Raw genomic sequence first — 25,935 nt, forward strand, 5'->3', positions numbered from 1 at the left:
CGCACTCCAATGGCGGGACCGTTCCCGCCGGGAGGCGTTCATGGAACTGCTCATCATCCTCGCGGCATGCTTTGTGCTTCTCTTCATCGTGGAGGTCTTCCTCGGAGGCGCGCCGCCAGTCCCCGAATCCGGCACGGGGCCGGACTGCGGCCGCCGGCAGGGCAGGCTGCGCATGGGGGAATTCTTCGGCTACGCGCTGCCCCTGGCCTCGGCGGCCATCGGTGTGCCCATGTCCGTGCAGCACCCCTGGGCCATGGCCCTGGTGGCCGGAGCCGCGCTCATGTACATTTTTGTATGCCGGGTGTTGAGGGCGTGTTGAAATGCGTATCTGCTGCGAGCCAGTGCTGGACATCAAGCCCTACGTGCCTGGCTTCGACGCCTGGAGCGCGGAGAAGATCGGCTGGTTCGACGGGGTGGCCCAGAACGCGCGCGACTGCAAGGCGGACGAGCGCTTCCACGAGCCAAGCCCCGCCGCCTGACCGGCGGGGGCCCGGCCGATCCCACGAACTCCGCCGGGACCGCTCCCGGTCCCGGCGGGCGCAACCATGAAGGAGACCCGAAGGCCATGAAGATGTTCACGCTCACGAGAAAGACGGCCCTGGCCATCGCCCTCACCCTGGCCTGCGCGCTGCCCGCGGCGGCGGCCGACCTGACCGTCTCCGCGGCGGCCAGCCTGACCAACGCCTTCCAGGACCTCAAGCCCATGTTCGAGAAGGCCAACCCGGGCGTCAAAGTGCTCAACAACTTCGCCGCGTCCGGCGCGCTGCTCAAGCAGATGGCCGAGGGCGCGCCCGTGGACGTGTTCGTCTCCGCCGACCAGGAGACCATGGACCAGGCCGTGGAGAAGAAGCTCATCGACGTGGCCACCCGCCGCGACTTCGTGGCCAACTCCCTGGTGATGATCGTGCCCTCCGACTCCAAGCTCGGCCTGGAAAAGGCCGCCGACCTCGAGAAGCAGGGCGTGGAGCGCATCGCCGTGGGCAACCCCGATTCCGTGCCCGCCGGGCGCTACACCCGCCAGTCCCTGACCGAGGCCGGGCTTTACGACAAGCTCAAGGGCAAGTACGTGCTTGCCTCGAGCGTGCGCCAGGTGCTCGACTACGTGAGCCGGGGCGAGGTGCAGGCCGGGTTCGTCTACCGGACCGACGCCCTGGTGGCCAAGGACAAGGTGAAGATCGTGGGCGAGATGGCCGGGCACTCCCCCATCACCTACCCCATCGCCGCCCTGTCCGCCTCCGCCAGGAAGGCCGAGGCCAAGAAGTACATGGATTTCCTGAACACCCCCGAAGCCCAGGCCGTGCTGGCCAAGTACGGGTTCGCCAAGCCGTAGGACCGCGACAGCCACGACATGATCGACGACTATACCCGGGACGCCATCCTGATCACCCTGAGGGTGGCGTCCCTGGCCACCATCTCCTCGTTCCTCTTCAGCGTCGCGCTGGCCCGGATCATGTCCCGCCGGGACTTTCCGGGCAGGCGCGTGCTGGACGCCCTCTGCACCCTGCCCATCGTGCTGCCGCCCACGGTGCTGGGGTTCTTCCTCCTGGTGCTGGTGGGCAGGCGCGGCGTGTTCGGCCAGTGGCTGGCCGAGATGGGCGTGAACCTGGTGTTCTCCTGGCAGGGCGCGGTGCTGGCCTCCACGGTGGTGGTCTTCCCGCTGATCTACAAGTCCGCTCGCGCGGCCTTCGAGAGCGTGGACCCGGACCTGGAGAACGCGGCCAGGAGCCTTGGCGCGGGCGAGTTCGCGGTCTTCTTCCTGGTCAGCCTGCCCCAGGCCAAAAACGGCATCATCGCCGGGACCATGCTGGCCTTCGCCAGGGGCATGGGCGAGTTCGGGGCCACGCTCATGATCGCGGGCAACATCCCGGGCAAGACCCAGACCCTGGCCCTGGCCATCTACGACTCGTTCTCGGCCGGAAAGGACGCCGAGGCCGCCCTGCTGGCGGCCATCACCTCGGCCATCTGCATGGCGGTGCTCATAGGCTCCGACTGGCTCCTCAACCGGACGGGGAGGCGCTAGTGTTCCGCGTGCGCATCGAGCGGGAATTCCCCAAGCCCGGCGGCGTGTTCAGCCTGAAGGTCAACTTCGAGACCGACTCGCGCGTGCTGGTGGTCTTCGGGGCCTCGGGGTCGGGCAAGTCGCTCACGCTCAAGATGATGGCCGGGCTGATCGCCCCGCGCTCGGGGCTGATCGAGGTGAACGGCCGCACCCTCTACGACTCGGACAAGGGCGTGGACCTTCCGGCGAAAAAGCGCCGCGTGGGCTACGTCTTCCAGGACTACGCGCTGTTTCCGCACATGAGCGTGCGCCAAAACGTGGCCTTCGGCCTGGGCTCGCCCTGGAAGGCCCTGTGCCGGAGCCAGGCCCGGGAGGTGGACGAGCTCCTGGAGCGCTTCGAGATCGCCCACGTGGCCGACAGCCTGCCCGGGCGCATCTCTGGCGGGCAGCGCCAGCGCGCGGCCCTGGCCAGGGCCCTGGCCATGAAGCCCGAGGCGCTTTTCCTGGACGAACCCCTCTCGGCGCTGGACCCGCTCCTGCGGCGGCGCGTGCGCGCCGACCTCCTTGAGACGCTCACGCGCACGGAGATCCCGGCCGTGCTCATCAGCCACGACCCCGACGACGTGGAGGCCTTCGCCGGGTCTCTGGCCGTGATGGACGCCGGGCACATGGTGGAGCTTCTGGACTACCCCACGCGCCGCGCCCACTACGGCTCGGCCTTCGAGATGCTCGAGGACGTGCTCGAGAACGCCGGATAGCCCGGCAGCCCCCGCCCCTCTTCCGCTTTCCGCCGCCGCGCCAGCCTCGCTGCCGCCACGCCACGCTTGCGTTCCTTTCGCCGGATCGCTGCCCGGCCGCTTCCACCGCCATGCCGTCCGGCCGCGCACGCAATTCTAACAATTTTGTCGAATCTCCTTGCGTTTTTGTCTCCGCACCCACTCTCCTCATCCGCCAGGATCACACAACCAGCTGAATTGTCTGACCATCTCTGCTGGCACGGGAATTGATACTCCCGTTCCGGAACCTGCCCCGACGGGCGATCCGCCAAGACGCACACCGACAACAAACCCAAGGAGGCCGAGATGAATGTCACCGCCACCCGCAGCTCCGTGGAAATGGGCGCAGCCCTGGCCGCAAGCCTCCTCTCCCAGGCCGGATTCTACCTCCTGTGCCTGTCCACCCTGACACGCTAACCAGCACGAAACCATCGAGGCGCACCGTGTCCGGCACAATCTTCGAGGAACGCAAGGACCAGATCCACGTCAAGGGCGAAGGGCCCTTCAAGCTGGCCTGCAACCGCGACTCCCTGGCCGGGGCCGTGAGCCAGCGCGCCTGCGTGTTCTGCGGCTCGCGCGTGGTGCTCTACCCCATCGCCGACGCCCTGCACCTGGTGCACGGCCCCATCGGCTGCGCGGCCTACACCTGGGACATCCGGGGCGCTCTCTCCTCCGGGCCCGAGCTGCACCGCCTGTCCTTCTCCACGGACCTCCAGGAAAAGGACGTGATCTTCGGCGGCGAGAAGAAGCTCGAGGCCGCGCTCATGGAGCTCATCGACCGCCATTCCCCCAAGGCGGCCTTCGTCTACTCCACCTGCATCGTGGGGCTCATCGGCGACGACCTCCAGGCCGTGTGCAAGCGCGTGGCGGCCGCCAAGGGCATCCCGGTGATCCCCGTGCAGTCCGAGGGCTTCAAGGGCAACAAGCGCGAGGGCTACCTGGCCGCGTGCAAGGCCATGTTCACCCTGGTGGGCACGGGGGACACCCAGGACGTCTCGCCCCTGTCCATCAACATCCTGGGCGACTTCAACCTGGCGGGCGAGATCTGGATCATCCGCGAATACTTCGAGCGCATGGGCATCCAGGTGGTGGCCAACATCACCGGCGACGGCCGCGTGGCCGACATCGCCCGGTCGCACGGCGCGGCCCTGAACGTGGTGCAGTGCTCCGGCTCCACCATGGACCTGGCCAAGATGATGCGGGAAAAATACGGCACCCCCTTCGTCAAGGTCTCCTACTTCGGCATCGAGGACATGGCCGAGGCCCTCTACACCGTGGCCCGCTTCTTCAAGGAGAAGGACCCGGACATGCTCCCGCGCACCCAGGCCCTGGTGAAGGAGGAACTGGCCGTGCTGCTGCCCCAGCTCACGGGCTTCAGGAAGGACCTGGAGGGCAAGAAGGCCGCCATCTACGTGGGCGGAGCCTTCAAGGCCTTCTCGCTGATCAAGGCCTTCCGCCACCTGGGCATGTCCGTGGTCATCGCGGGCTCCCAGACCGGCACCAAGGAGGACTACGAGGAGCTGGCCTCGGTCTGCGACCCAGGGACCATCATCGTGGACGACGCCAACCCCCTGGAGCTCTCGGCCTTCCTCAAGGAGCGCGACGTGGACATCTTCGTGGGCGGCGTGAAGGAGCGCCCCATCGCCTACAAGCTGGGCGTGGGCTTCTGCGACCACAACCACGAGCGCAAGGAGGCCCTGGAAGGCTTCGTCGGCATGTACAACTTCGCGCTCGAGGTCCACCGCACGGTCATGAGCCCGGTGTGGCGCTTCGTCCCGCGCCGCGCGGGCAAGGTGCTGGCAACGAGCGGGCAGGACCTGCCCAAGGAGTGTGCCCTGTGAGCTCCTCCCCCAAGAAGATCACCTCCATCAAGGCAGCGGCCGAGCCCTTCGTCTCGACCACCAATGCCTGCAAGCTCTGCAAGCCGCTCGGCGCGACCCTGGTGTTCAAGGGCATCGAGGGCGGCGTGCCCTTCCTGCACGGCTCGCAGGGCTGCGCCACCTACATGCGCCGCTACATCATCAGCCACTTCCGCGAACCCATGGACATCGCCTCCAGCTCGCTCGGCGAGAAGCAGGCCATCCACGGCGGCGCGGCGAACCTGAAGAAGGGCCTGCTCACGGTCATGGACAAGTACGGGGCCGGGCTCATCGGCGTGGCCACCACCTGCCTGACCGAGACCATCGGCGACGACGTGCCCGGCATCCTCAAGCAGTTCAAGCGCGAATTCGCCGACCTAGCCCTCGCCCCGGTGGTCAACGTCTCCACGCCCAGCTACTCCGGCACGCACATGGAGGGCTTCACCGCCGCCGTGCGCGCCGTGGCCGACCAGATGGCCAAGCCGGGGCTCACGACCGACGCCGTGAACTGCTTCCCGGGGTTCGTCTCCTGCGAGGACCTACGGCACTTGAAGGACGTCTTCGCCGCCTTCGGCCTGCCCGTGACGCTCTTGCCCGACTACTCCGAGACCTTGGACGGCCCGGCCGTGGAGGACTACGAGAAGATCACCTCCGGCGGCACGCCCGTGGCCGCGCTCAGGGCCATGGGCGGGGCTCCGGCCTCCTTCGAGTTCGGACGCACCCTCACGGACCCGGCCGAAGCGGGCACAGCGGGCGGGCTTCTGCATTCGCGCTTCGGCGTGCCGCTTCACCGTTTGGGCCTGCCCATGGGGCTTCGCGAATCGGATGAGTTCTTCAAGGCCCTCGAGGCCGTCTCCTGCCGCCCCACCCCGCGCCGCCACGCGCTCGAGCGCGGCAGGCTCCTGGACGCCTTCGTGGACGGCCACAAGTACGTGGCCGGCAAGCGCTGCGTGATCTACGGCGAGGAGGACCTCATCGTGGGGCTCACCTCGTTCATGGCCGAAATCGGCGTGATCCCCGTGCTGGTGGCCGGGGGCGGCAAGTCCGGCAGGCTCAAGGCGGCCGTGCACGCCGCCTGCGAAGGCCTCGTGCCCGAAATGCCCGAGGTGGCCGAGGGCGTGGACTTCTACGACATCGCGGACCGCGCCCGGGAGCTCGCCCCGGACCTCTTCCTGGGCCACTCCAAGGGCTACCGCCTGGCCAGGGAGCTCGACGTGCCGCTGATCCGCGTGGGCTTCCCCATCCACGACCGCTTCGGCGGCCACCGGCTGCGCCACCTCTGCTACCAGGGGGCGCTCGAGCTCCTGGACCGGGTCGTCAACGCCATGATCGAGAAGAAGCAGACCGATTCCGACATCGGCTACGGCTACATTTGATCCGCGCACCGCGCGGCAGGTGAACATAACGCATTTTCCCCGGGCAGGGCCCACGGCCCGAGACGGCGACAAGGAGCCCAATATGGCGATGGACCTCTCAAAGCACCCCTGTTTCAACAAGGACGCCAAGGGCAGCTGCGCCCGCATCCACCTGCCGGTGGCTCCCCGCTGCAACATCCAGTGCAACTACTGCAACCGCAAGTACGACTGCGTGAACGAGTCCCGCCCGGGCGTGACCTCCTCGGTGCTCTCACCGCCCCAGGCCGTGAAGTACATGGAAGAGGTGCTGAGGGCCGAGCCGCGCATCACCGTGGTGGGCATCGCCGGACCCGGCGACCCCATGGCCAACGCCAAGGAAACCCTGGAGACCATGCGCCGCATCCGCGCCAGATGGCCGGAGATGATCCTCTGCCTGTCCTCCAACGGCCTCGAGCTGCCCGAGCACGTCGACGAACTGGCCGAGATCGGCGTGTCGCACGTCACCGTCACGGTGAACGCCGTGGACCCCGAGATCGCGGCCAGGATCTACTCCTGGGCGCGCGTGGGCAAGGTGCTCTACCGCGGGGCGGACGCCGCGCGCATCCTGCTCGAGCGCCAGGAGGAGGCCATCCGCCGCCTCAAGGAGAAGGACATCATCGTCAAGGTGAACACCATCATCATCCCCGGGATCAACGACCAGCACATCGAGGAGATCGCCCGGAAGATGAAGTCCATGGGCGTGAACCTGCTCAACTGCATGGCGCTCATCCCCAACAAGGACACCAAGTTCGAGGCCGTGCCCGAGCCCGGCAAGGCCCAGGTGGAGGCCATCCGCTCCATGGCCGAGGCCTACCTGCCCCAGATGCGCCACTGCCAGCGCTGCCGCGCCGACGCCGTGGGCCTTCTGGAAAAGGACTGCTCGCGCGATTTCTCCGGGCTCATGCAGGCCTGCTCCACCATGGTGGAGGTGATGGACGAGGCCAGGCCCCACGTGGCCGTGGCCACCATGGAAGGCATGCTCGTGAACATGCACCTGGGCGAGGCCGCCAGCTTCCAGATCTGGGCCGAGGACGGCGCGGGCGGCTACAAGATGGTTGAGGAGCGCCCGGCCCCGCCCGCCGGAACCGGCCCCAAGCGCTGGTACGCCCTGGCCAAGACCCTCTCGGACTGCCGCGCCGTGCTCGTCTCGGGCGTGGGCGACACGCCCCAGGCCATCCTCGAGGAGGAGGGCGTCAAGGTGGCGGCCATCTCCGGCTTCATCGCCCAGGGCCTGGACGCGGTGTTCAAACACGGCGACATCGGCAGGCTGCGCGCCAAGGGCGGCGGCGGATGCAAGATGGGCGGTTGCTCCGGCGGCAGCGGCGAGGGCTGCTGAGGAGGACGAAAGCGAAGACGAGGGCTCCGCCCTCGACACCAGGAGGAGAAGCCTCCCCCTGGACCCGGCGATGGCTCCGCGCCGATCACCGATGCTCATGAACGTACCGCGCGCCTGGAAGCGAGCTTCCAGGCGCGCGAACGCTTGTCCCCTGCCCGGCCATGGGGTATGTGCCGGGTCTTGCGCGCAAAGCATCACCTGCGAGGACACCCGTGACGCACTCCAAGAAGGATACTTCCCTTTTCCTGCTCGCCTTGCTGGGCATAGTCATCTCCCTGCTGTCCGGGTACGGCGAGCGCATGGAGTTCCTGCGCCCCCTGTGCGCGGCCTTTTCCGACGGCTGCCGCGTGACCGAGACCTTCACGCTCCTGAACGTCAAGGTCTGGATCTGGGGCGCGGTGTTCTACGCCGTGCTGGCCTTCTGCGCCCTGGACGCGCGGGCGCTCGTGGGCTGGTTCATCCCGGTGGCGCTCGGCGTGGAGATCACCCTGGTCGGGATAATGCTCTTCCTGGACGTGGCCTGCGTCTACTGCCTGGCCAACGCGGGCCTGGTGGCGCTCATGGCGCTCATGCGCATCGAGCTCAAGGACTTCTGGCGGGCGTTCGCCCTGGTGCTGGCCGCGTTCGTGCTTTCGGCCGTGCTGCTCGCGCGCGAGAACGGGCTTTTGCCCATCTACTGCGCGGCCGTGACCCCGCCGCAAAAGGCCCACCCCGAACGCCCGGTCCCGCCCGCCACTGCGGACGTCCCCCTGGACGGCAGCCAGGTGCTCGGGCCGGAGAGCGCGGCCGTGACCGTGGTCGAGTTCTCGGATTTCCGCTGCCCGGCGTGCAGGCGCATGCACAAGGTGGTGGAGGAGGCCCAGCAGCTCTACGGCGACAAGGTGCGCTGGGTGTACAAGAACTTCCCCCTGCCCATGCACAAGGACGCCCAGATCGCGTCCGAGGGCGCGCTCTGCGCGGCTGACCAGGGCAAGTTCCGGGAGTACCAGGGCACGCTCTACGCCACGGAAGAGGAATACACGCGAGAAAGCCTGGGCAGGATCGCTGGCGAAAAGGGCATGGATGTCGAAGCGTTCTGGAAGTGTTTGGACGCGGGCACCCACAAGGCCCAGATCGAAAAGGAACTGCAAAGCGGGCTGAAGGCCGGGCTGGACGCGGTGCCGAGCTTCGTGGTCAACGGCCGGGTGGTGGTCGGCGGCCGCCCCCTGGCGGACTTCAAGGCGATCATCGACGCGGAACTGGTGAAGGCTGGAGGGAAGTAGCAAGGGCGAAGCACGTCATCCTGACGGGCATCGGAGCAGTTACGGGCGGCCCCCGTTCCAAGCCTCGGCTATTGGCACGACGGCAGGCGCACGCTGACAGCCGTGCGCCCCGGCATGGAGCAATCCAGCAGGATGTCTCCCCCGTGCGCCTTTACGATCAGCATGGCTGAATAAGTACCCATGCCGGTGCCATGCTTCTTTCCTGACGTAACATACTTTTCGAAAAAATTGTCCCTGATCGAGGCTGGCACTTCGCCGTGATTGCTTATGCGTATGTCGACAACATCACCCCTTGTCATTTCGACAAGTACCTTCCCCCCCTGCTCTGAAGCGTCGACAGCATTGATTATCAGATTGCTGAGCGCATAATAAAGCAGAACCTCATTCCCACCAACAAAAACCTCTTCACCTGAAGACATGTCCTCATGAACACGTACTATTTCTATTTCGACAGACTTTACTTGAATCTTTTTTGAATTTCCATCCAGAACATCCCGCAATACCTTCATTACGTCGACACGCCGTTCATCGAGCTTGAACTCGCCCCGTTCCATCTTGTAAAGTGCCTGATTGAGGTCAGCCAGTTGCAACATCCTCCTGGCATTGACTATCATCCCCTCGAGAACCTCCCTCTGGAGATCGGAAAGGTCCTCGTCCTGAAGCAACAGCTCCGGGACAGCAATGGACGTGATCAGCGAATTGCGCAGATCATGGTTTATGATCCGGTCCACGCTCTCCCTTGCCATGAGTTGGTTTTCCGAATCCGTGAGCAGCCCTCCCAGCCTGGAGATTTCCGCCTCGAGGCAGGCAACCGCATCCGTCAGGGTCTTGACCTCGGCCCTGTTCTCGATCGCCTTCCACTGGTTGAAGCCCGCTTCCAGGGACATCCTTTGAATTTGCGCTTCAAGAAAGTGGCCGCGCGCCCTCTCTCCGTTCAGTGCGGATTTCAGCTTACCCACAAGTTCATGAATAACCGCAAGATGCGACTTCAACTCCGCAACAACTGCGTCACTGGCTTGTTCAATGTTTTTCAAGACATCCCCCTCAAGGATCGACGTGGATCGACAAGCTCAGAAAGCCAATGCCACGACGCCAAGCAAGGCATGATCTTCCATCCCGCAACAAACAGCTTGGCTCGGCCTCCTGCCAGCCACGCGCGCACTCAATCCAGGCCAAGCAGCGCCGAAGAACTCATTCCAAGAAGCAACAATATTTACGCACCTATCGCAGGTATTGGCGCATTCCAAGCAAATGTCAATTTGATTTGTCACGCAATTTTCAACCCAGCATCATTCGACACAGCATCTCAATCCAATGCTCATAACCCCTAGATATTCCATTTTTACAGTCACCACAAAAGCCGTCCTGAGCCTTCATGACATATGCTGCCACCATATAATATCCATAACCCCCGGCGCATACCAACGCGGAATATTCTTGATTACATTGAGCGCTGACTGCAAACTTTCGCCACCAAAGGCCGATGGGCTGCCTGCGGATCAGGGTGGCCTCGAAATGCGAACAGATGAGGAGTTGCCCAGAGAGGCGGCAATAATAAATAAAGACCCCTCGACACATGGTCAAGCCGCAGGCAAGCAAAAAGGCCCGGCAACCACTCGGGTTGCCGGGCCTTTTCAGCAGTTCTTATCAACCAGCCCGGGAGGGCTAGTCCTTCAGCCCCTCTATCCTGGCCTTGAGCTCTTCGAGCTTGGCCACCTTTTCGCGCAGCATGGTGTCCTTCTCGCGCTCCTTGGCCACCACCTCGGCCGGGGCCCTGGCGGTGAAGTCCTCGTTGGCCAGCTTGCGGGCCACGATCTCGGCCTCCTTGGCCGTCTTGGCCAGCTCCTTGGAGAGCCGGGCCAGTTCCGCGTCGAAGTCCACGGCCCCGGCCAGGGGCACGAACACCGCGTTGCCGCCCGCGGCCGCGCTGGCCGAGGCCTTGGGCGCGGTGACGTCGGGGCCTGCCGTGAACGAGCCCAGCTTGGCCAGGAGCGAGATCATGCGCTCGTTCTCGCGCAGCATGGCCAAATCGTCGGCGTCGGCCGTGCGCACCAGGCAGTCGAGCCTGTGCCCGGGGTTGATGGACAGCTCCGAGCGGATGTTGCGCACGCTGACCACCACCTCGCGCAGAAGCGCCATGCCCGCCTCGGCCTCGGGGCTCACGCAGCCCGGGCGCGCCTGGGGGTAGGGCATCTTCGAGATGTCCTTCTCGGCGTGGCCCGGCAGGTGGTTCCAGATCTCCTGGGTCACGAAGGGCATGATCGGGTGCATGAGGACCAAAAGCTCCGAGAGCACGGTCCACAGGCAGTACTGGGCCCTGTCGCGCGCCTCGGGGTCCTCGCCGCCGAAGTCGGCCTTGGCCATCTCCAGGTACCAGTCGCAGAACTCCAGCCAGAGGAAGGAGTACAGCCCCTGGGCGGCCTCGTTGAAGCGGTATTCCTCGATGGCCTTGCCCGTGCCCGCCTTGACCTCCTCCAGGCGCGAGAGGATCCAGGCGTGGTGCAGGGGCAGGCGGCCCTCCAGCGACGCGGCCGGGATCTCGGCGGGCAGGTTCATGAGCGAGAAACGCGCCGCGTTCCACAGCTTGTTCACGAAGTGGCGGTAGCCCTCGATGCGATCCTCGGAGAGCTTGATGTCCCTACCCATGGCCGCGAACGCGGTGAGCGTGAAGCGCAGGGCGTCGGTGCCGAACTTGTCGATCATCACCAGCGGGTCGATGACGTTGCCCGTGGACTTGGACATCTTCTTGCCCTCGGCGTCGCGCACCAGGGCGTGGATGTACACGTGGCGGAAGGGCACCTCCTCCATGAAGTGCAGGCCCATCATCATCATCCTGGCCACCCAGAAGAAGAGGATGTCGAAGGCCGTGACCAGCACGGAGGTGGGGTAGAAGGCCCCAAGCTCCGGGGTCTTGTCCGGCCAGCCCAGCGTGGAGAAGGGCCACAGCGCGGAGGAGAACCAGGTGTCGAGCACGTCCGGGTCCTGGCTGAGCGCTCCGCCGCAGGGGCAGGCCGAGGGGTCCTCGCGGGACACGATGAGCTTGCCGCAGGCCTCGCAGGTCCAGGCCGGGATACGGTGCCCCCACCAGATCTGGCGTGAGATGCACCAGTCGCGGATGTTGTCCAGCCAATGGTAGTAGGTGGTGGTCCACTGGTCCGGGAAGATCTGGGTGCGGCCCTGCTCCACGGCGGCGCGGGCCACCTCGGCCAGGGGGCCCGCTTTCACGAACCACTGTGGCGAGACGTGGGGCTCCACCACGGTCTTGCAGCGGTAGCACTCGCCCACGGAGTGGTCGTGCTCCTCCATCTTGACCAGGTAGCCCTTGGCGGTGAGGTCCTCCACCACCTTCTTGCGGCAGGCCTCGCGCGAGAGCCCCTGATAGGCTTCTCCCGCGGCGGCGTTCATGTTGCCCTCGCCGTCCATGACCTGGATGAGCTCCAGGCCGTGGCGGCGGCCCAGCTCGAAGTCGTTCATGTCGTGGGCCGGGGTGACCTTGAGCGCGCCCGTGCCGAACTCGCGGTCCACGTAGGCGTCGGCGATGACGGGAATCTCGCGGTCCGTGAGCGGCAGCCTGACCGTCTTGCCCACGAAGGCGGCGTAGCGCTCGTCCTCGGGGTGCACGGCAACGGCCGTGTCGCCGAGCATGGTCTCGGGGCGGGTGGTGGCCACCACCAGCTCGCCCGAGCCGTCGGAAAGGGGATAGCGGATCTGGTAGAGCGCGCCCTTTTTCGGGCCGTGCTCCACTTCCAGGTCGGCCAGGGCGGTCTGGCAGCGCGGGCACCAGTTGATGATGTAGTCGCCCTTGTAGATCAGGCCTTCCTCGTAGAGGCGCACGAAGACCTCGCGCACGGCGCGCGAGAGGCCCTCGTCCATGGTGAAGCGCTCGCGGGTCCAGTCCACGCTGGCTCCCATGCGCCTGATCTGGTTGAGGATGCGCCCGCCGTAGTCCTTGCGCCATTCCCAGACGCGCTCGATGAACTTCTCGCGGCCCAGTTCGTGGCGCGACCCGCCCTCGGCGGCCAGGGAGCGCTCCACCACGTTCTGGGTGGCGATGCCCGCGTGGTCCGTGCCGGGCACCCAGAGGACCTTGCGGCCCATCTGGCGCATGTGGCGGCAGAGGATGTCCTGGATGGTGATGTTGAGCGCGTGGCCCATGTGCAGCGCGCCCGTGACGTTGGGCGGGGGGATGACTATGGAGAAGGGTTCGCCCGGGGCGTCGGGGTCGGCGGTTCCCGCCCCGCTCTGCTTCCAGAAGTCGAGCCAGCGGGCTTCGACCTCGGCCGGTTCGTAGCCCTTGGCCAGTGTGGTGTCGGACATGCGTGGAAACTCCTCTTGGGGTCGCGGCGGCAATAGCGTTTTTTGATGCGGTTGTCACCAGCGCCCGGCCCTGCTCGCCCGGGCGTGTTGTCAGGGGCCACGGGATGGGGCACAAGGGGCCATGGTGTACGTGCTCTGGGACGAAGCCCACCTGTGGGGCGTGCTGCTTTTCCGGGCGCTGCGCGCTTGGGGCGTGGCGTTCACCCCGGTGAGCGCGCGCGACGTGGCCCTGGGGCTTCTGGAACGCCGCCCCCCGAAGCTGCTGGCCGTTCCCGGCGGGTTCGCCAGCCGCAAGGCCGCGTGCCTGAGCCCGGCCGGGCTCGAGGCCGTGCGAGCCTACGTGGCCTCGGGCGGGAGCTACCTGGGCATCTGCGGCGGCGCGGGCCTGGGGCTCACGGTGCCGGGGGGCCTCGGGCTCTGCCCCTGGACGCGCGAGCCCTTCGAGCACCGCCTCCAGCACTTCGCCAGTGGCAACGTGGAGCTCATCCCCTTCGCGGGCGAGTTCACCCCGGAAGGGCTCACGGGCCGCCCCCTGGCCCCTGTGTGGTGGCCCGCCAAGTTCCGGCCCGCGAGCGGCGAGGCCAAGGTGGTGGCCGCCTACGGCAGGCCCGGCCCGGGCTTCATGATGGCCGACATCCCGCTCTCGCTGGTGCCCGGCCAGGCCCTGGACGACTGGGAAGCCCTGTACGGGGTGCGCCTGGCCCCGGCCTTCGGCGAGGGCGATCCGTGCATCGTGGCCGGAAACTTCGGCAAGGGCCGCTACGCGCTCTCCCACGCCCACCTGGAGACCCCGGACTGCCCCGAGGCCAACGCCTGGCTCGCGCACATGGTCTCGCGCCTCGCCGGGACGGACTGCCCCGCGACCCCGGCCCCGGCCTGGGCCATCGGGGAGCGCGAGCCCGCCTGGGCCGACCCGGCGCTCACGCGCGCCATGCGGCTCATGCTGGGCGCGGTGGAACTGGGCCAGGCCCACGGCCTCCTCAACTGGCGCGAGCCGTGGCTGCTGGGCTGGAAGCAGGGCCTGCCCGGGGCGCAGCTCTCGGGCATCCTGGCCATGCTGGACCTGGCCATGGACCTTGCGCCCTCGAACGAGGCCCTGGAATTCCTCGAACAGCGCCGGGCCGACTTCACGAGGACCATGGAACTCCTGGCCAAGGGGCTCTCCGGCTACCTGCTGGCCGAGCGCCTGGCCGCCACGCTTTCGCGCGTGGACCCCGAGGCCGTGCCCGAGCGCGGCCTGCGCGAGGCGCGCACCACGCTCTTCGGCCCCCCGCCGGGCACGGGCGGCGCCGCCGCCGGGCTCTGCGGCCGGGCGCTCGCCGTGCTCGAACAGTGCATCCGGCTCACCGCCAAGGAGGACATCCCCGCATGGCCGCCATCAAGCTGATCTTCGGGATACTCGCCATCTGCTGGGCCGCGTTCGCCGCGTTTCTCTTCTTCACCCAGCACTCGCAGCTCTACCAGCCCCGCCAGCCCGACCCCGTGGCCGAGACGCAGCTCATGACCCAGCTTCCGGGCGTGGACGTGTTCGTGGTGGCCACGCCCGACGGCCAGTCCCTCACGGGCTGGTACCTGCCGCGCAAGAAGGGGCGCGGCGTGGCCCCGGCGCTGGTCTATTTCGGGGGCAACGCCGAGGACGCCGGGGACTTCATCCGCCAGGCCGAGCTCTACCCCGGGGTGTCGCTGGTGGCGGTGAACTACCGGGGCTACGGCCGCTCCACGGGCACGCCCTCGCAGGAGGCGCTCCTGGAGGACGCCCTGGCCGTGTACGACCAGGCCGTGGCCGCCACGGGAGGCCCAGGAGTGGTCATGGGCCGCAGCCTGGGCGCGGGCATGGCCGCCCGCGTGGCCGCCAACCGGCCGGTTGCCGGGGTGGTGCTGGTGACGCCCTACGACTCGCTCCTGAACGTGGCCAAGGAGCACTACCCCTTCATGCCCGTGACCTGGCTGCTCAAGGAGCCCTACGACGCGGTGCCGGACGCCATGCGGGCCACGGCCCCCATGGTCGCGTTCACGGCCAACCTCGATTCCGTGATCTCCCCGGAGCGGGGCAGGGCGCTCTTCGACGCCTGGAAGGGGACGGACAAGACCTTCGTGCGCGTGCCCAGCGCGGGGCACAACGACATCACCCAGTTCACGACCTACAAGCAGGAGGTGCTACGCTTCCTCAAGGAGCTGACCGGCTGAAAATCCCGCATTGACGAAGGGTTGCAATGAGCATTAGTTTGGGTCGTTAGCAAAACGGAGGTTTTTTCTAAGGCGTTTGGCCAACCAGCACAAAGGAGGTCTTCGTGAACGCCTTGACCCTGGTCTTTGCCTCTCTCTGCGTCTTCGCCATCGCCTACCGCTTCTACGGCCTGTTCTTCGTGAGAGAAGTCCTCGGCGTCAAACCCGACCGCGCGACCCCGGCGGTCAAGATGGCCGACGGACACGACTACGTCAAAACCAACAAATTCGTGCTCTTCGGGCACCACTTCGCGGCCATCGCCGCAGCCGGGCCGCTCCTCGGCCCCGTGCTTGCCGCCCAGTTCGGCTACATGCCGGGCGCGCTGTGGATCCTCATCGGCTGCGTGCTGGCCGGAGCCGTGCACGACACCGTGGTGCTCTTCGCCTCCGTGCGCCACAAGGGCCAGAGCCTGGCCTACATCGCCACCCAGGAGATCGGGAAGCTCACCGGCTCCGTGGCCTCGGTGGCCGTGCTCTTCATCCTCATCCTGACCCTGGCCGGGCTGTCGCTGGCCGTGGTCAACGCCATGTTCGAGTCCGCCTGGGGCTCGTTCACCGTGTTCGCCACCATCCCCATCGCCCTGCTCATGGGCGTGTACCTGCACGTGTGGCGCGACGGCGACGTGAAGGGCGCCTCGGTGATCGGCGTGGTCCTCTTGGTGCTGGCCATCTTCGCCGGGCGCTGGGTGTCCGAGACCCCGGAACTGGCCAAGCTGTTCCACCTTTCCAAGCCGACCATCGCCATCTCCATCCCCATCTACGGTTTCTTCGCTTCGGTGCTGCCGGTGTGGCTGCTTTTGTGCCCGCGCGACTACCTCTCCACGTACCTGAAGATCGGCACCATCGCCATGCTGGCCATCGGCATCTTCTGGGTCCGGCCCGACCTGGTGATGCCCGCCACCACGCAGTTCACGGCCGGGGGCGGCCCGATCATCCCGGGCGCGGTGTTCCCCTTCCTGCTCATAACAATCGCCTGCGGGGCCATCTCGGGCTTCCACGCCATCATCGGCTCGGGCACCACGCCCAAGATGATCGGCTCCGAGCGCGACATCCTCTTCGTGGGCTACGGGGCCATGCTCGTGGAAGGCTTCGTGGCCATCATGGCCCTGATCGCGGCCTGCGTGCTCGTGCCCGCCGACTACTTCGCCATCAACACCGCCCCGGCAGTGTTCGAAAAGCTGGGCATGACCACCGTGCACCTGAACGACCTGGCCGCCCAGGTGGGCGAGAAGATCCAGGGCCGGCCCGGCGGGGCGGTGTCGCTGGCCGTGGGCATGGCCTACATCTTCTCCTCAATCCCGCTGATGAAGAACCTGATGGCCTACTGGTACCACTTCGCCATCATGTTCGAGGCCGTGTTCATCCTCACCGCCGTGGACACCGGCACGCGCGTGGGCCGGTTCTTCCTGCAGGAGATGATCGGGCAGGTGATCCCCAAGTTCGCCGAGAAGCGCTGGTGGCCGGGCATCATCGTCACGAGCGGCCTGTTCACGGCCTCGTGGGGCTACCTCGTGTACACGGGCGACATCACCACCATCTGGCCGCTGTTCGGCATGTCCAACCAGCTGCTGGCCGCCGTGGGGCTGATCATCGGCACCACCATGATCATCCGCATGAACAAGGCCCGCTACGCCTGGATGACCGCCGTGCCCGGGCTCTTCCTGGTGGTCATGACCATGTGGGCGGGATACCTGAACATCACGGCCAACTTCCTGCCCAAGAAGCTCTACCTGCTGGCGGCCCTGGCCGCCATCGTCATGGTGCTCATGGCCATCGTCATCGTCAGCGCCCTGCGCCGCTGGGCCGGGCTGCTCTCCGTGAGCAAGCCCGTGGCCGACCCCTACGGCGACCCCGTGCTGGAAGTCGTCCCCGAGTAGACCTTGACTATTCCCGGGCCCTGGCCTACCGCCAGGGCCTGGGAGACCAGCAATGACCAAGACATTCTTCCTCGCCTTCGCGCTGCTCCTCGCGGCCGCGCCCGCGGCCGCCCAGTCCAGCACCGCCACGGGCCAGTCCCAGACCCAGAACCAGGTGACCATCCAGAACCTGCCCCCGGCGGCCACCTGCTTCACCTGCGACTGCAACAACCAGGATTTCGCCTGCCGCACGTCCTGCGCCTCCATCACCGACTTCGTGACGCGCCAGCAGTGCGAGGCGGCCTGCGGGCAGCAGCAGGCCAAGTGCCTCTACAACGCGCAGCTCCTGCAGCGCGCCCAGGACGAGCAGCGCAACCTCACCCAGCAGAGCACGGCCAGCGGCCGCACCAACTAGCCTGGCCCCGGCGAAGCGCGGCGTTCATTCGTCTTGCGGATATCAAGGGACGCGGCGCTGGCGCACGCCCGGCCCTGGGCCGGAAAGCCCCGGGATCAGGATTGGGCGGGGCCGTCCTGGGGAGCGGCGGGCAGCCGGATGACGAAGCGCGTGCCCTTGCCCGGGCTCGACTCCACGTCCAGCGTGCCGTCGTGGTTGGACGCGACGATGTAGTAGGAGACAGAAAGGCCAAGCCCGGTGCCCTCGCCGGGCTTTTTCGTGGTGAAGAACGGCTCGAAGGCCCTCTTGCGCACGGACTCGTCCATGCCCGGGCCGTTGTCCTCGATCTCGATGCGCACGAACCCGCCGTCCAGCGCGGTCCTGACCGTGATGCGCGCCCTCTCCGCGCCGCCCTCCCGGCCGGCCATGGCCTGGGCGGAGTTGCGCAGGATGTTCACGGCCACCTGCTCGATCTGCGTGGGCGTGCACATCACGGGCGGCAGGTCCGGGGCGTACTCGCGCACCACCTCCACGTCGCGGAAGTCGTAGCGCCGCTTCACGTCGTAGTCGGTGGAGACGAGCTCCAGCGCCGTGTCCAGGAGCACGTGCACGCCGCAGACCGTCTTGCCCGAATCCCCCCTGCGGCTGAACTCGAGCATGTTGGAGACGATCTTGGCCGCGCGCGATGCCGAGTCCCGGATGGAGTCCAGGAGCACGAACGCGTCGCGGCCCTCCAGATAGGCGCGCACGGCCCCCATGCCGCACCCGGCCTGGCGGGCCAGCTCCTCGTCGGCCGGGCGCTCCCCGCGCAGGCGCGAGGAGAGCACCTGGGCGCACTGGAGGATGCCGCCCAGGGGGTTGTTGATCTCGTGGGCCATGCCCGCGGCGAGCCCGCCCACGCTCATCATCTTCTCGTTCTGGATCATGGCCTCCTGCATGCGCTTGCGCTCCGTGACGTCGCGCACCATGGCCCACATGCCCGAGGGCCTGCCCGAGGCGTCGCGCGTGAGGTAGGTGCGAAGCTCCACGGGGAAGACCGTGCCGTCCTTGCGGCGGTACTCCTTCTCGTAGACCTCGGAGTACCCCCGCTCCATGATCCGCCGCACCACCTCGACCTCTGTCTCGCTCCATTTGGGCGGGGTGAAGTCCGCGTAGTGCATTCCCCTGAGCTCGTCCTCGGAGTATCCGAGCATCTCGCTGAAGGCCCGGTTGCACTCCAGGACGCGCCCGTCCAGGTTCGCCGCGCAGTAGCCCTCCTGCATGCCCTCCAGGAGCCTTCTGTACCTGGCCTCGCTGGCGCGCAGGGCGTCCTCGGCCTGCCTGCGCCGCGTGAGGTCGGTGTGCGCGCCTGCGAGCCGCGCCACCTCGCCCTTCTCGTTTTTTTGCGAGGCCCCCCGCCCGAGTATCCAGCGGTAGCTCCCGTCCTTGTGCAGCAGGCGGTACTCCACCTCGAAGGCCGGGGCCTCTCCGCGCAGGCAGCGGCCGTTGGCCTCCATGACCCGCTCCTGGTCGTCTGGGTGGATGCGCCGCATCCACTGCTCCACCTCGTTGGGGAACTCGTCGTCCGAATAGCCCAGGATCTGCTTCCAGCGCTCCGAGAAGTACACCTCGCCCGTGCGCGGGTTCCAGTCCCAGATGCCGTCGTTGGCTCCCCGCAGGGCCAGGGCGTAGCGTTCCTGGCTCTCCTCGAGGGCCCGTTCGGTGCGCTTGAGCTGGGTCAGGTCCGTGACCACGCCCACCACCCCGGCCACACGGCCGTCCGCGTCCAGGTAGGCGGCCTTGCTGAACAGGGCCACGCGCCCCCCTGCCTCGGGGTCCTCGCTCCACTCCAGGGAGTGGCGCGCGCCCGAGGCCAGCACGGCGCGGTCCAGGGCGTCGAGCTCCCGGGCCTGTTCCGGGGGGAGCAGGTCGAAGACCGTCCTGCCGACGACGTCCTTCCGGCTGACCCCGAAATACTCCTCGAAGGCCTTGTTGCAGCCCAGGTAGACGCAGTTCGCGTCCTTGTGGAACACGGGGTTGGGCATGGCCTCGATGAGCGTGCCCATGAGGCTGATCTGCGCGCCGAGCTTTTTCTCGGCCCGGTTGCGGCGGACGACGTTCACGGCCAGGAAGGCCAGCGCGCCGCCCAGGAGGAGGGTGAACAGGGCGTAGGTCCACACCAGGGTCCAGCCCACGGCGGAGATGCCGCCCGGGCCGGGCTCGGGCGAAAAGGCGAAAACCGGCCCCGGCGCGGCTGTCGCCGCCGTGACAATCGCCAGGACGGGCGCGGCGAGGCGCGCCGCGTATCGGACTCGTCTCATGGGAAGACCCCATCGCCCATACATGGATTCATAAACGCCCTTGTGGTCAGCCTATACCCTCTCCCTTGCCTGGGCAAGGCTTCACGCCGCCGCCATCTTCACGAAACGCCGCCTCCGCGTTGCCACCGGCCCTGGCTTCGAGTAGTATGCCCGCACCTCAAAAAAAGCGAGACGAGCATGAACAAGACGACAGCGGCCAGAACGGCCTGCTTCTTCGGCACATGCCTGGCGGACGCGGCCTTTCCCGAGGCCGGGCTCGCTGCCATGCGCCTCATCGAACGCATGGGCGTGCGCGTGGCCTATCCCCTGGACCAGGGTTGCTGCGGCCAGCCCGCCTACAACTCCGGCTTCCCCGACGAGGCCCGGGCCGTGGCCCTCAAGCAGGTGGAGGCCTTCTCGCGGTTCGACGGCCCCGTGGTGGTGCCCTCGGGCTCCTGCGCGGGGATGATGAAGCTGCACTACCCCAAACTCTTCGAGGGCCACCCGGAATACTTCAAGGTGCTGGCCTTCAGCGGCCGCGTGGTGGAATTCTGCGAGTTCCTACTCGGCTTGGCCCCGGACGGCTTCCAGGACAAGGGCCCCCTGGCCACGGTGACCTGGCACTCCTCCTGCCACGCCCAGCGCGAGACCGGCTCCACGGACGCGGCCAAGGCCATCCTGCGGGGCCTGGCCAACGTGACCCTCAAGGAACTCTCCCGCGAGTACGAGTGCTGCGGCTTCGGCGGCACCTTCGCGGTGAAGCGGCCCGAGGTCTCGGCGGCCATGGTCCGCGACAAGGTGGAGGACATCCGCGCCACCGGCGCCTCGGTGGTGCTCACGGCCGACTGCGGCTGCCTCCTGAACATCACCGGCGCGGCGCAGAAGATGGGCGTGAACGTGCGCGGCCTGCACCTGGCCGAATTCCTCTGGGAGCGCATCAATGGTTAAAAGCGACTCGTTCGACTTCACCGCCGCGCTGGAAAAGGCCCTGGCCGACCCCCAGATCGGCGGCAACTTCAAGGCGGCCATGGGCGGGCTTCGCGGCAAGCGCCTGGCCATATTCTCCGACACCGCCGAGCTGGCCAGGCTGCGGGCCACGGGCAAGGCCATCAAGGCCCGGGCGCTCTCGCGCCTGCCCGAGCTTCTGGCGAAGCTCGAGGCCAACTGCGAGAAAAACGGCATCCGCGTGCACTGGGCCGAGACCCCGGACCAGGCCAACAACATAGTCCTCGAGATCATGCGCGCCCACGGGGCCACCACCCTGGTCAAGGGCAAGACCATGGTCTCCGAGGAGACGGGCCTGAACCACTTCCTGGAAGGCCACGGCATCGAGGCCCTGGAGACCGACCTGGGCGAGTTCATCATCCAGCTGGCGGGCGAGCCGCCCTCGCACATCATCGCCCCGGCCGTGCACAAGAACAAGCGCCAGGTGGCCGAGATCTTCCACGAGCACATCCCGGGCGCGCCCTACACCGAGGAGGTGCCGGAGCTGAACGCCATGGCCCGCGCCACCCTGCGCGAGAAGTTCCGCACCGCCGGGGCCGGGCTGTCCGGCGTCAACTTCGCCGTGGCCGAGACCGGCACCCTGGTGCTCGTGGAGAACGAGGGCAACGGCCGCATGTGCACCCACGTGCCGCCCGTGCACATCGCGCTCATGGGCATCGAGAAGGTCATCGAGAAGATGGAGGACTTGCCGCCGCTCATGCGCCTGCTCACGGGCTCGGCCACGGGGCAGCTCATGTCCACGTATCTCAACATGATCACCTCCCCGCGCGCCGAAGGCGAGAAGGACGGCCCCAGGGAGGTCCACCTGGTCATCCTGGACAACGGCCGCTCCAAGATGTTCGCGGACCGCGGGCTCATGAGCGCGCTGCGCTGCATCCGCTGCGGGGCCTGCCTGAACAACTGCCCCGTGTACGTACGCGTGGGCGGCCACGCCTACCAGTCGGTGTACCCGGGCCCCATCGGCTCGGTGATCACCCCGATCTTCGAGGGCATCGACAAGAAGGGCGAGCTGGCCGGGGCCTCGAGCCTCTGCGGAGCCTGCGAGGAGGTCTGCCCGGTGCTCATCCCCCTGGCCGAGCACCTGCGCCGCATCCGCGCCGAGGGCCAGGCCGAACCGTGCTCCTGCGCCATGCCCGGGTGCGGCTCCAAGCGCAGCCTGACCGAGCGCCTGGCCTGGAAGGCCTGGGCCGCCTTGGAGACCAGGCCGTGGTTGCGCGAGCGCCTGCTGCGCGTGGCCGGGCTCCTGGGCGACCGGCTGCCCGCCGTGGGACCGCTCGCGGCATGGACCCGCGCACGGACGAAACCCAGGCTGGCCGCCAAGAGCCTGCGCCAGCGCATCCGCGAGGAGGGCATCGCCAATGAGTAGACAAGACGCCCGCGAGGCCATCTTCGCCCGCTTGAGCGCAGCTGCCGGGGCCGCCCCCGCGCCCCTGGCCCCGTCCGAAACCTGGAGCGCGCCGGAACTCGACCCCGCCCAGCGCGTGGAGCTTCTGGAAAAACGCATGGCCGCCGTGGGCACGCAGGTGCGCCGCGTTCCGGCCAAGCAGTTGAAGGCCGCGCTCGCGGCGCTCTGGGAGGAGAAAAAGCCCGCCACGGTGGCCTTCGGCAAGGGGGCCTGGTTCGCAAAGGAGCTCGCGGCCACCCTGGGCAAGAAAGGCGCGCCCTCGGCCGTGCCCTACGAGGCCGACGCCGAAGAGTTCCGCGACACGCTCTTCGCCGTGGACGCCTCCGTGACCTCGGCGCGCCTGGGCATCGCCGAGAACGGGGCGCTGCTCCTGGTGCCGGACGGCGGCGAGCCGCGCCTTCTCTCGCTGGTGCCGCCCACGCATGTGGCCGTGGTCAGGGCGTCGGACATCGTGGCGACCTTCGCGGAAGCCATCGCCGCGCTTGACCCGGCGTCCGGGATGCCCGCCAACGCGCTCCTCGTCACGGGCCCGTCCAAGACCGCCGACATCGAGTTGACCCTGGCCTTCGGCGTGCACGGCCCCAAGGAACTGGTCGTCCTGATACTGGAATAGTCAAGAGCAGGGCTTGAGCCCTTGCGGAGAGGGCCGGGGAGGCGACACCTCCCCGGCCCTTTTCTTTACATGGCCCGGGTCAATTCCATCCCGCCAAGGCCCTTGGACGCGGCCTTGAGCCCTTCCTCGGAACCCAGCACCACCACGGGCGCGCCTTTCATCGCCCTCTTCATCACCCGTCCGGCCTCGCGCAGGTCCTCGAGCGTGGTGCCCATGACCTCCTCGCGGATGCGCTGGCGGGCCTCCTCGGTGTCGCCGCCCCAGTGCCTGGCCATGGCCGCGTGGCCCTGGGCGTCTGGCAGCATGTAGGAGTCGATGTCGCCCACGGTGCCGATCACGGCGCGCTCCAGCTCGTCCGCCGGGATGTCCAGCCCGGCCAGGAAGTCGCCCGCCTCGGCGAAGGCGTCCAGGGTCTTCTCGATGTTGGGGTCGCGGTAGGAGAGCATGGCGAGCACCCCGGACCAGCGGTCGTAGGAGCAGAACGAGCCGTAGGCCCCGCCGCGCACGCGCACCCTTTCCCAGAGGTAGGCGTTGCGCAGGTAGCGGCAGGCCACCAGCATGGAGCCGTGCGGCTTGTAGCCGAGCCCGCCCAGGTCGCGGCCCTGGGCCACGAAGTTCACCTGCACGGGCGCGCTCAGGCCCTCGCGTTCGGGCAGCTCGAAGCCTGGCCACGCCGCCGGGTCCAGGCGGCCGTCGGGCAGCGTGCCCAGCATGGCCCGCAGCCTGGGCTCGAACTCGGCGAAGCTCTTGGCGTCCAGGGTCACGTTCACGTCGAGCCCGCCCCGGCGGATCACCTGGCGGCGGAGTTCGTGCAGGCCCTCGCGCAGGGTGGGCCAGCTCTGCTCGAAGGAGTTCGCCCAGCCGCGCAGCGATTCGATGGCCGTGAGCCCGGAGAGGCGCTCCTCGGCGGCCGCCGCCCTGTGGAAGCGCGCGCGCAGCCTGCGGGCCGCGTAGACGTGCCCCGAGGGCGCGATGCGCCGCTCGGCCCGGGCCTTGGACTCGAAGAGCATCTCCCGGAAGCGCGTGGAGTCGTCGAAGTTGGAGCGGGTCAGGGCCGCCTGGATGATGTCCAAAAATTCCTGGGCGTGCTCGGGCGTGGCCTTGCCCCCCACCACCAGGCGCGAGGAAGCCCTGTCCGGCCCGGCCCCGCTGACCGAGGAGAGCGAGACCTCCCGGCCGACGCCGCCGGTCTTGCGGGCCATGCGGTTCAGGAACGCCGCGAAGTCCTCCTTGTCCGTGCCGGTTTCCAGGAGGGCGCGCCCGAACAGGGGCACGAGCGGCAGGAGTTCGGGGCTCACGCCGGAGATGTCGAAGCCCAGCTCCAGGTAGATCACCCCGTTGGTGGGCAGGTCGTGGAAGAAGATGTTGCCGTCAAGCCACTGGCCCGGGATGGGCTTGTTGGTCTTGGGCAGGTCCTTCAGGTGCAGCTTGGGGATGCTGGCCAGGGCCTCGGGGGAGTCGGGAGTCTCCTGGAAGGCCTGGATGCGCGCGGCGAGCTCCTGGGCGTTCGCGCGCCCGGCCTCGCCCAACCCGGCCAGGGCCGCGTCCAGGCGGGCCTTCTCCTCGGCGGCCAGGCGCTCGGCCATGCCCGTGTCCGGCAGCAGGTTCACGCAGACGCGGTGCGGATTGTCGAGGAAGTGCTCGCGCAGGAGCCCTGCCAGGAAGCCCGGCCCCTCGGCGAGCCTGGCCTTGATGGCGTCCAGCGGGGCCTGGAAGCGGATGGGGGCCAGGGGGTCGCCGCCGTGCAGCCAGGTGGTCAGGGAGCGAAGCATGATGGAAAGCCCCCGGGGGTAGGCCCCGGTGTTGTTCTCGCGCAGCCTGAACTCGATGGTGTTGATGGCCGCCTCGGCCTCCTCGGGCGCGACGCCCCTGGCGTGGATCTCCTTCAGGGTGTCCAGCACCAGGGCCTCGGCCGCGGGCAGGTCGGCGGGCTTGACTCCCTTCAGGCCTATGGAGAAGTACATCTGGCGAAGCTCGGTCTCGAGGCCTCCCCCGGCCAGGTCCTCGCCAAGGCCCGAGGCGATGAGCGCCCGGCGCAGCGGCGAACCCGGCAGCCCGATCATCGCGTGCTCGAGCACGGAGAGCGCCAGCACCTCCTCCACGTCGCGCACCTCGGGCAGGAGCCAGTTGAGCGTGAAGTAGGCCTTGGGTTCCTCGCCCTCCTGGGGCGCGGTGCTGGCGTAGGGGGCCTCCACGCGGCGCGGGGCGTCGAAGGGCTTCTGGAGGGCCACTTCCGACTCGGGCGCGATGGCGTCGTAGTCCTTGAGGTACTCCTCCAGGATGTCCAGGCGCTCGAGCGGGTCGTCGTCGCCGTAGAAGAAGAAGCGCGCGTTGGAGGGGTGGTAGTAGCGCTCGTGGAAGGCCTTGAACTGGGCGTAGGTCAGGCTGGGGATGTGCGCGGGGTCGCCGCCGGAGTCCACGCCGTAGGTCACGTCCGGGAAGACGTTTCGCTGCGAGAGCTCGGAGAGCAGGCTCTCGGGCGAGGAGTAGGCCCCCTTCATCTCGTTGTAGACCACGCCCTTGAAGATCATGCCCCCGTCCTGCGGGTGGAGGTGCCAGCCCTCCTGGCCGAAGATCTCCTCGGGGATGCGCGGGTGGAAGACCGCGTCCAGGTAGACGTCCACCAGGTTGCGGAAGTCGGCCAGGTTGGCGCTGGCCACGGGGTAGCAGGTCTTGTCGGGGTAGGTGAAGGCGTTCAGGAAGGTCTGGAGCGAGCTTTTCAGAAGCTCCACGAAGGGCTCCTTCACCGGGTAGCGGCGCGAGCCGCAGAGCACGGAATGCTCCAGGATGTGCGGCAGGCCCGTGGAGTCGTCCGGGGGCGTGCGCAGGGCCACGCCGAAGACCTTGTTCTCGTCCGGGCAGGCGATGGAGAGCACCTCCGCTCCGGTGCGCAGGTGGCGGTAGAGCGTGGCCTCGAAGGAATATTCCTCCACGGTCTGCCTGGTAATGATTTCGAATGCGTTCTTGGCGGACATGTTCTCTCCCTTTTCCGATGATCGCCGCTTGTACCCCAGAGGGCTCGCCTTCGCCAAGCCCGGCGTGGCCTTTCGGCGCTGGGCTTGAGAACCGTTCGGCCATCATGGCGTAACACTTGATGATTTAAGCCGCGCCCGGGTCGCGCCATGTCGCGCAATCCCTACCGTGGGCGGCAAAAAAATGTCCCGAGGCAATGGGGCCAAATTCTTGCTTAAATTTTTGAAATGCTCTAGTGAAA

The 25,935-nt window shown here is 67.6% G+C and carries 20 protein-coding genes; 16 read left to right on the plus strand and 4 right to left on the minus strand.

Translation table 11 applies throughout. The features are described 5' to 3' along the window. Positions 1–40 precede the first annotated feature (40 nt). From ACZ5V4_RS07900 to ACZ5V4_RS07940, 9 genes are all read left to right on the plus strand, one after another. The gene (locus ACZ5V4_RS07900) at positions 41–319 is read left to right on the plus strand and encodes a hypothetical protein (RefSeq protein WP_464317633.1); all 279 of its coding nucleotides are present in this window, start codon (positions 41–43) and stop codon (positions 317–319) included. A gap of 1 nt (position 320) precedes the next feature. Further along, positions 321–479, plus strand: a complete 159-nt coding sequence (locus ACZ5V4_RS07905) for a hypothetical protein (protein ID WP_464317634.1) — start codon at positions 321–323, stop codon at positions 477–479. Between the two features lie 86 nt (positions 480–565). Next, positions 566–1,330 (plus strand): molybdate ABC transporter substrate-binding protein, encoded by a 765-nt coding sequence (modA, locus tag ACZ5V4_RS07910; protein WP_464317635.1) that lies wholly within the window; start codon positions 566–568, stop codon positions 1,328–1,330. Between the two features lie 18 nt (positions 1,331–1,348). Next, positions 1,349–2,020 (plus strand): molybdate ABC transporter permease subunit, encoded by a 672-nt coding sequence (modB, locus tag ACZ5V4_RS07915; RefSeq protein ID WP_464317636.1) that lies wholly within the window; start codon positions 1,349–1,351, stop codon positions 2,018–2,020. Beyond that, positions 2,020–2,757: an ATP-binding cassette domain-containing protein gene (locus ACZ5V4_RS07920; RefSeq protein WP_464317637.1), complete on the plus strand. Its 738-nt coding sequence runs from the start codon at positions 2,020–2,022 to the stop codon at positions 2,755–2,757. Before modB ends, ACZ5V4_RS07920 begins: the two co-directional genes overlap by 1 nt. A 461-nt stretch (positions 2,758–3,218) precedes the next feature. Continuing rightward, positions 3,219–4,616 (plus strand): nitrogenase iron-molybdenum cofactor biosynthesis protein NifE, encoded by a 1,398-nt coding sequence (gene nifE / locus ACZ5V4_RS07925; protein WP_464317638.1) that lies wholly within the window; start codon positions 3,219–3,221, stop codon positions 4,614–4,616. Further along, positions 4,613–6,010, plus strand: a complete 1,398-nt coding sequence (locus tag ACZ5V4_RS07930; protein ID WP_464317639.1) for a nitrogenase component 1 — start codon at positions 4,613–4,615, stop codon at positions 6,008–6,010. Before nifE ends, ACZ5V4_RS07930 begins: the two co-directional genes overlap by 4 nt. An 82-nt stretch (positions 6,011–6,092) precedes the next feature. Continuing rightward, positions 6,093–7,364 carry a nitrogenase cofactor biosynthesis protein NifB gene (gene nifB / locus ACZ5V4_RS07935; RefSeq protein ID WP_464317640.1) on the plus strand — a complete coding sequence of 424 codons (1,272 nt, stop codon included), beginning with the start codon at positions 6,093–6,095 and terminating at the stop codon, positions 7,362–7,364. A gap of 212 nt (positions 7,365–7,576) precedes the next feature. Continuing rightward, positions 7,577–8,626, plus strand: coding sequence for a thioredoxin domain-containing protein (locus tag ACZ5V4_RS07940; RefSeq protein ID WP_464317641.1), 1,050 nt, complete (start codon positions 7,577–7,579; stop codon positions 8,624–8,626). Between the two features lie 68 nt (positions 8,627–8,694). Here ACZ5V4_RS07940 and ACZ5V4_RS07945 read toward each other — a convergent pair whose 3' ends face one another. Then, the gene (locus ACZ5V4_RS07945; RefSeq protein WP_464317642.1) at positions 8,695–9,660 is read right to left on the minus strand and encodes a sensor histidine kinase; all 966 of its coding nucleotides are present in this window, start codon (positions 9,658–9,660) and stop codon (positions 8,695–8,697) included. Between the two features lie 631 nt (positions 9,661–10,291). Further along, positions 10,292–12,943 (minus strand): valine--tRNA ligase, encoded by a 2,652-nt coding sequence (locus ACZ5V4_RS07950; RefSeq protein WP_464317643.1) that lies wholly within the window; start codon positions 12,941–12,943, stop codon positions 10,292–10,294. Positions 12,944–13,064: 121 nt separating this feature from the next. Between ACZ5V4_RS07950 and ACZ5V4_RS07955 the strand changes: the two genes are divergently transcribed. From ACZ5V4_RS07955 to ACZ5V4_RS07970, 4 genes are all read left to right on the plus strand, one after another. After that, positions 13,065–14,330, plus strand: a complete 1,266-nt coding sequence (locus tag ACZ5V4_RS07955) for a biotin--protein ligase (RefSeq protein WP_464317644.1) — start codon at positions 13,065–13,067, stop codon at positions 14,328–14,330. Continuing rightward, the gene (locus tag ACZ5V4_RS07960; protein ID WP_464317645.1) at positions 14,312–15,130 is read left to right on the plus strand and encodes an alpha/beta hydrolase; all 819 of its coding nucleotides are present in this window, start codon (positions 14,312–14,314) and stop codon (positions 15,128–15,130) included. Before ACZ5V4_RS07955 ends, ACZ5V4_RS07960 begins: the two co-directional genes overlap by 19 nt. Before the next feature lie 104 nt (positions 15,131–15,234). Then, positions 15,235–17,046 carry a carbon starvation CstA family protein gene (locus ACZ5V4_RS07965; protein ID WP_464317646.1) on the plus strand — a complete coding sequence of 604 codons (1,812 nt, stop codon included), beginning with the start codon at positions 15,235–15,237 and terminating at the stop codon, positions 17,044–17,046. A 52-nt stretch (positions 17,047–17,098) separates the two neighbouring features. Next, positions 17,099–17,440 carry a hypothetical protein gene (locus tag ACZ5V4_RS07970; protein WP_464317647.1) on the plus strand — a complete coding sequence of 114 codons (342 nt, stop codon included), beginning with the start codon at positions 17,099–17,101 and terminating at the stop codon, positions 17,438–17,440. 95 nt (positions 17,441–17,535) lie between these two features. Here the strand turns inward: ACZ5V4_RS07970 and ACZ5V4_RS07975 are convergent, their stop codons facing one another. Then, a complete protein-coding gene (locus ACZ5V4_RS07975; protein ID WP_464317648.1) occupies positions 17,536–19,719 on the minus strand; it encodes a PAS domain S-box protein in 2,184 nt (727 codons plus the stop codon). A 177-nt stretch (positions 19,720–19,896) separates the two neighbouring features. On the opposite strand from ACZ5V4_RS07975, the gene ACZ5V4_RS07980 reads away from it, so the two are divergent. Genes ACZ5V4_RS07980 through ACZ5V4_RS07990 form a run of 3 tightly spaced genes read left to right on the plus strand, consistent with a single transcriptional unit; the run spans position 19,897 to position 22,721 of the window. After that, positions 19,897–20,646, plus strand: coding sequence for a (Fe-S)-binding protein (locus ACZ5V4_RS07980; RefSeq protein ID WP_464317649.1), 750 nt, complete (start codon positions 19,897–19,899; stop codon positions 20,644–20,646). After that, positions 20,639–22,069: a LutB/LldF family L-lactate oxidation iron-sulfur protein gene (locus ACZ5V4_RS07985; protein ID WP_464317650.1), complete on the plus strand. Its 1,431-nt coding sequence runs from the start codon at positions 20,639–20,641 to the stop codon at positions 22,067–22,069. Before ACZ5V4_RS07980 ends, ACZ5V4_RS07985 begins: the two co-directional genes overlap by 8 nt. Beyond that, on the plus strand, positions 22,062–22,721 hold the full coding sequence (locus tag ACZ5V4_RS07990) for a LutC/YkgG family protein (protein WP_464317651.1): 660 nt from the start codon (positions 22,062–22,064) through the stop codon (positions 22,719–22,721). The genes ACZ5V4_RS07985 and ACZ5V4_RS07990 overlap by 8 nt, the downstream gene beginning before the upstream one ends. Positions 22,722–22,786: 65 nt before the next feature. Here the strand turns inward: ACZ5V4_RS07990 and ACZ5V4_RS07995 are convergent, their stop codons facing one another. Beyond that, on the minus strand, positions 22,787–25,696 hold the full coding sequence (locus ACZ5V4_RS07995) for an insulinase family protein (RefSeq protein ID WP_464317652.1): 2,910 nt from the start codon (positions 25,694–25,696) through the stop codon (positions 22,787–22,789). Positions 25,697–25,935 lie beyond the last annotated feature (239 nt).

Source organism: Fundidesulfovibrio sp. YSD1 (genome assembly GCF_055397115.1).

Coding starts and splice junctions, on each gene's coding strand:
- ACZ5V4_RS07900 (WP_464317633.1), top strand. CDS start 41: ATGGAACTGCTCATCATCCTCGCGGCATGCTTTGTGCTTCTCTTCATC.
- ACZ5V4_RS07905 (WP_464317634.1), top strand. CDS start 321: ATGCGTATCTGCTGCGAGCCAGTGCTGGACATCAAGCCCTACGTGCCT.
- modA (WP_464317635.1), top strand. CDS start 566: ATGAAGATGTTCACGCTCACGAGAAAGACGGCCCTGGCCATCGCCCTC.
- modB (WP_464317636.1), top strand. CDS start 1,349: ATGATCGACGACTATACCCGGGACGCCATCCTGATCACCCTGAGGGTG.
- nifB (WP_464317640.1), top strand. CDS start 6,093: ATGGCGATGGACCTCTCAAAGCACCCCTGTTTCAACAAGGACGCCAAG.
- ACZ5V4_RS07950 (WP_464317643.1), bottom strand. CDS start 12,943: ATGTCCGACACCACACTGGCCAAGGGCTACGAACCGGCCGAGGTCGAA.
- ACZ5V4_RS07955 (WP_464317644.1), top strand. CDS start 13,065: ATGGTGTACGTGCTCTGGGACGAAGCCCACCTGTGGGGCGTGCTGCTT.
- ACZ5V4_RS07960 (WP_464317645.1), top strand. CDS start 14,312: ATGGCCGCCATCAAGCTGATCTTCGGGATACTCGCCATCTGCTGGGCC.
- ACZ5V4_RS07970 (WP_464317647.1), top strand. CDS start 17,099: ATGACCAAGACATTCTTCCTCGCCTTCGCGCTGCTCCTCGCGGCCGCG.
- ACZ5V4_RS07975 (WP_464317648.1), bottom strand. CDS start 19,719: ATGAGACGAGTCCGATACGCGGCGCGCCTCGCCGCGCCCGTCCTGGCG.
- ACZ5V4_RS07980 (WP_464317649.1), top strand. CDS start 19,897: ATGAACAAGACGACAGCGGCCAGAACGGCCTGCTTCTTCGGCACATGC.
- ACZ5V4_RS07985 (WP_464317650.1), top strand. CDS start 20,639: ATGGTTAAAAGCGACTCGTTCGACTTCACCGCCGCGCTGGAAAAGGCC.
- ACZ5V4_RS07990 (WP_464317651.1), top strand. CDS start 22,062: ATGAGTAGACAAGACGCCCGCGAGGCCATCTTCGCCCGCTTGAGCGCA.
- ACZ5V4_RS07995 (WP_464317652.1), bottom strand. CDS start 25,696: ATGTCCGCCAAGAACGCATTCGAAATCATTACCAGGCAGACCGTGGAG.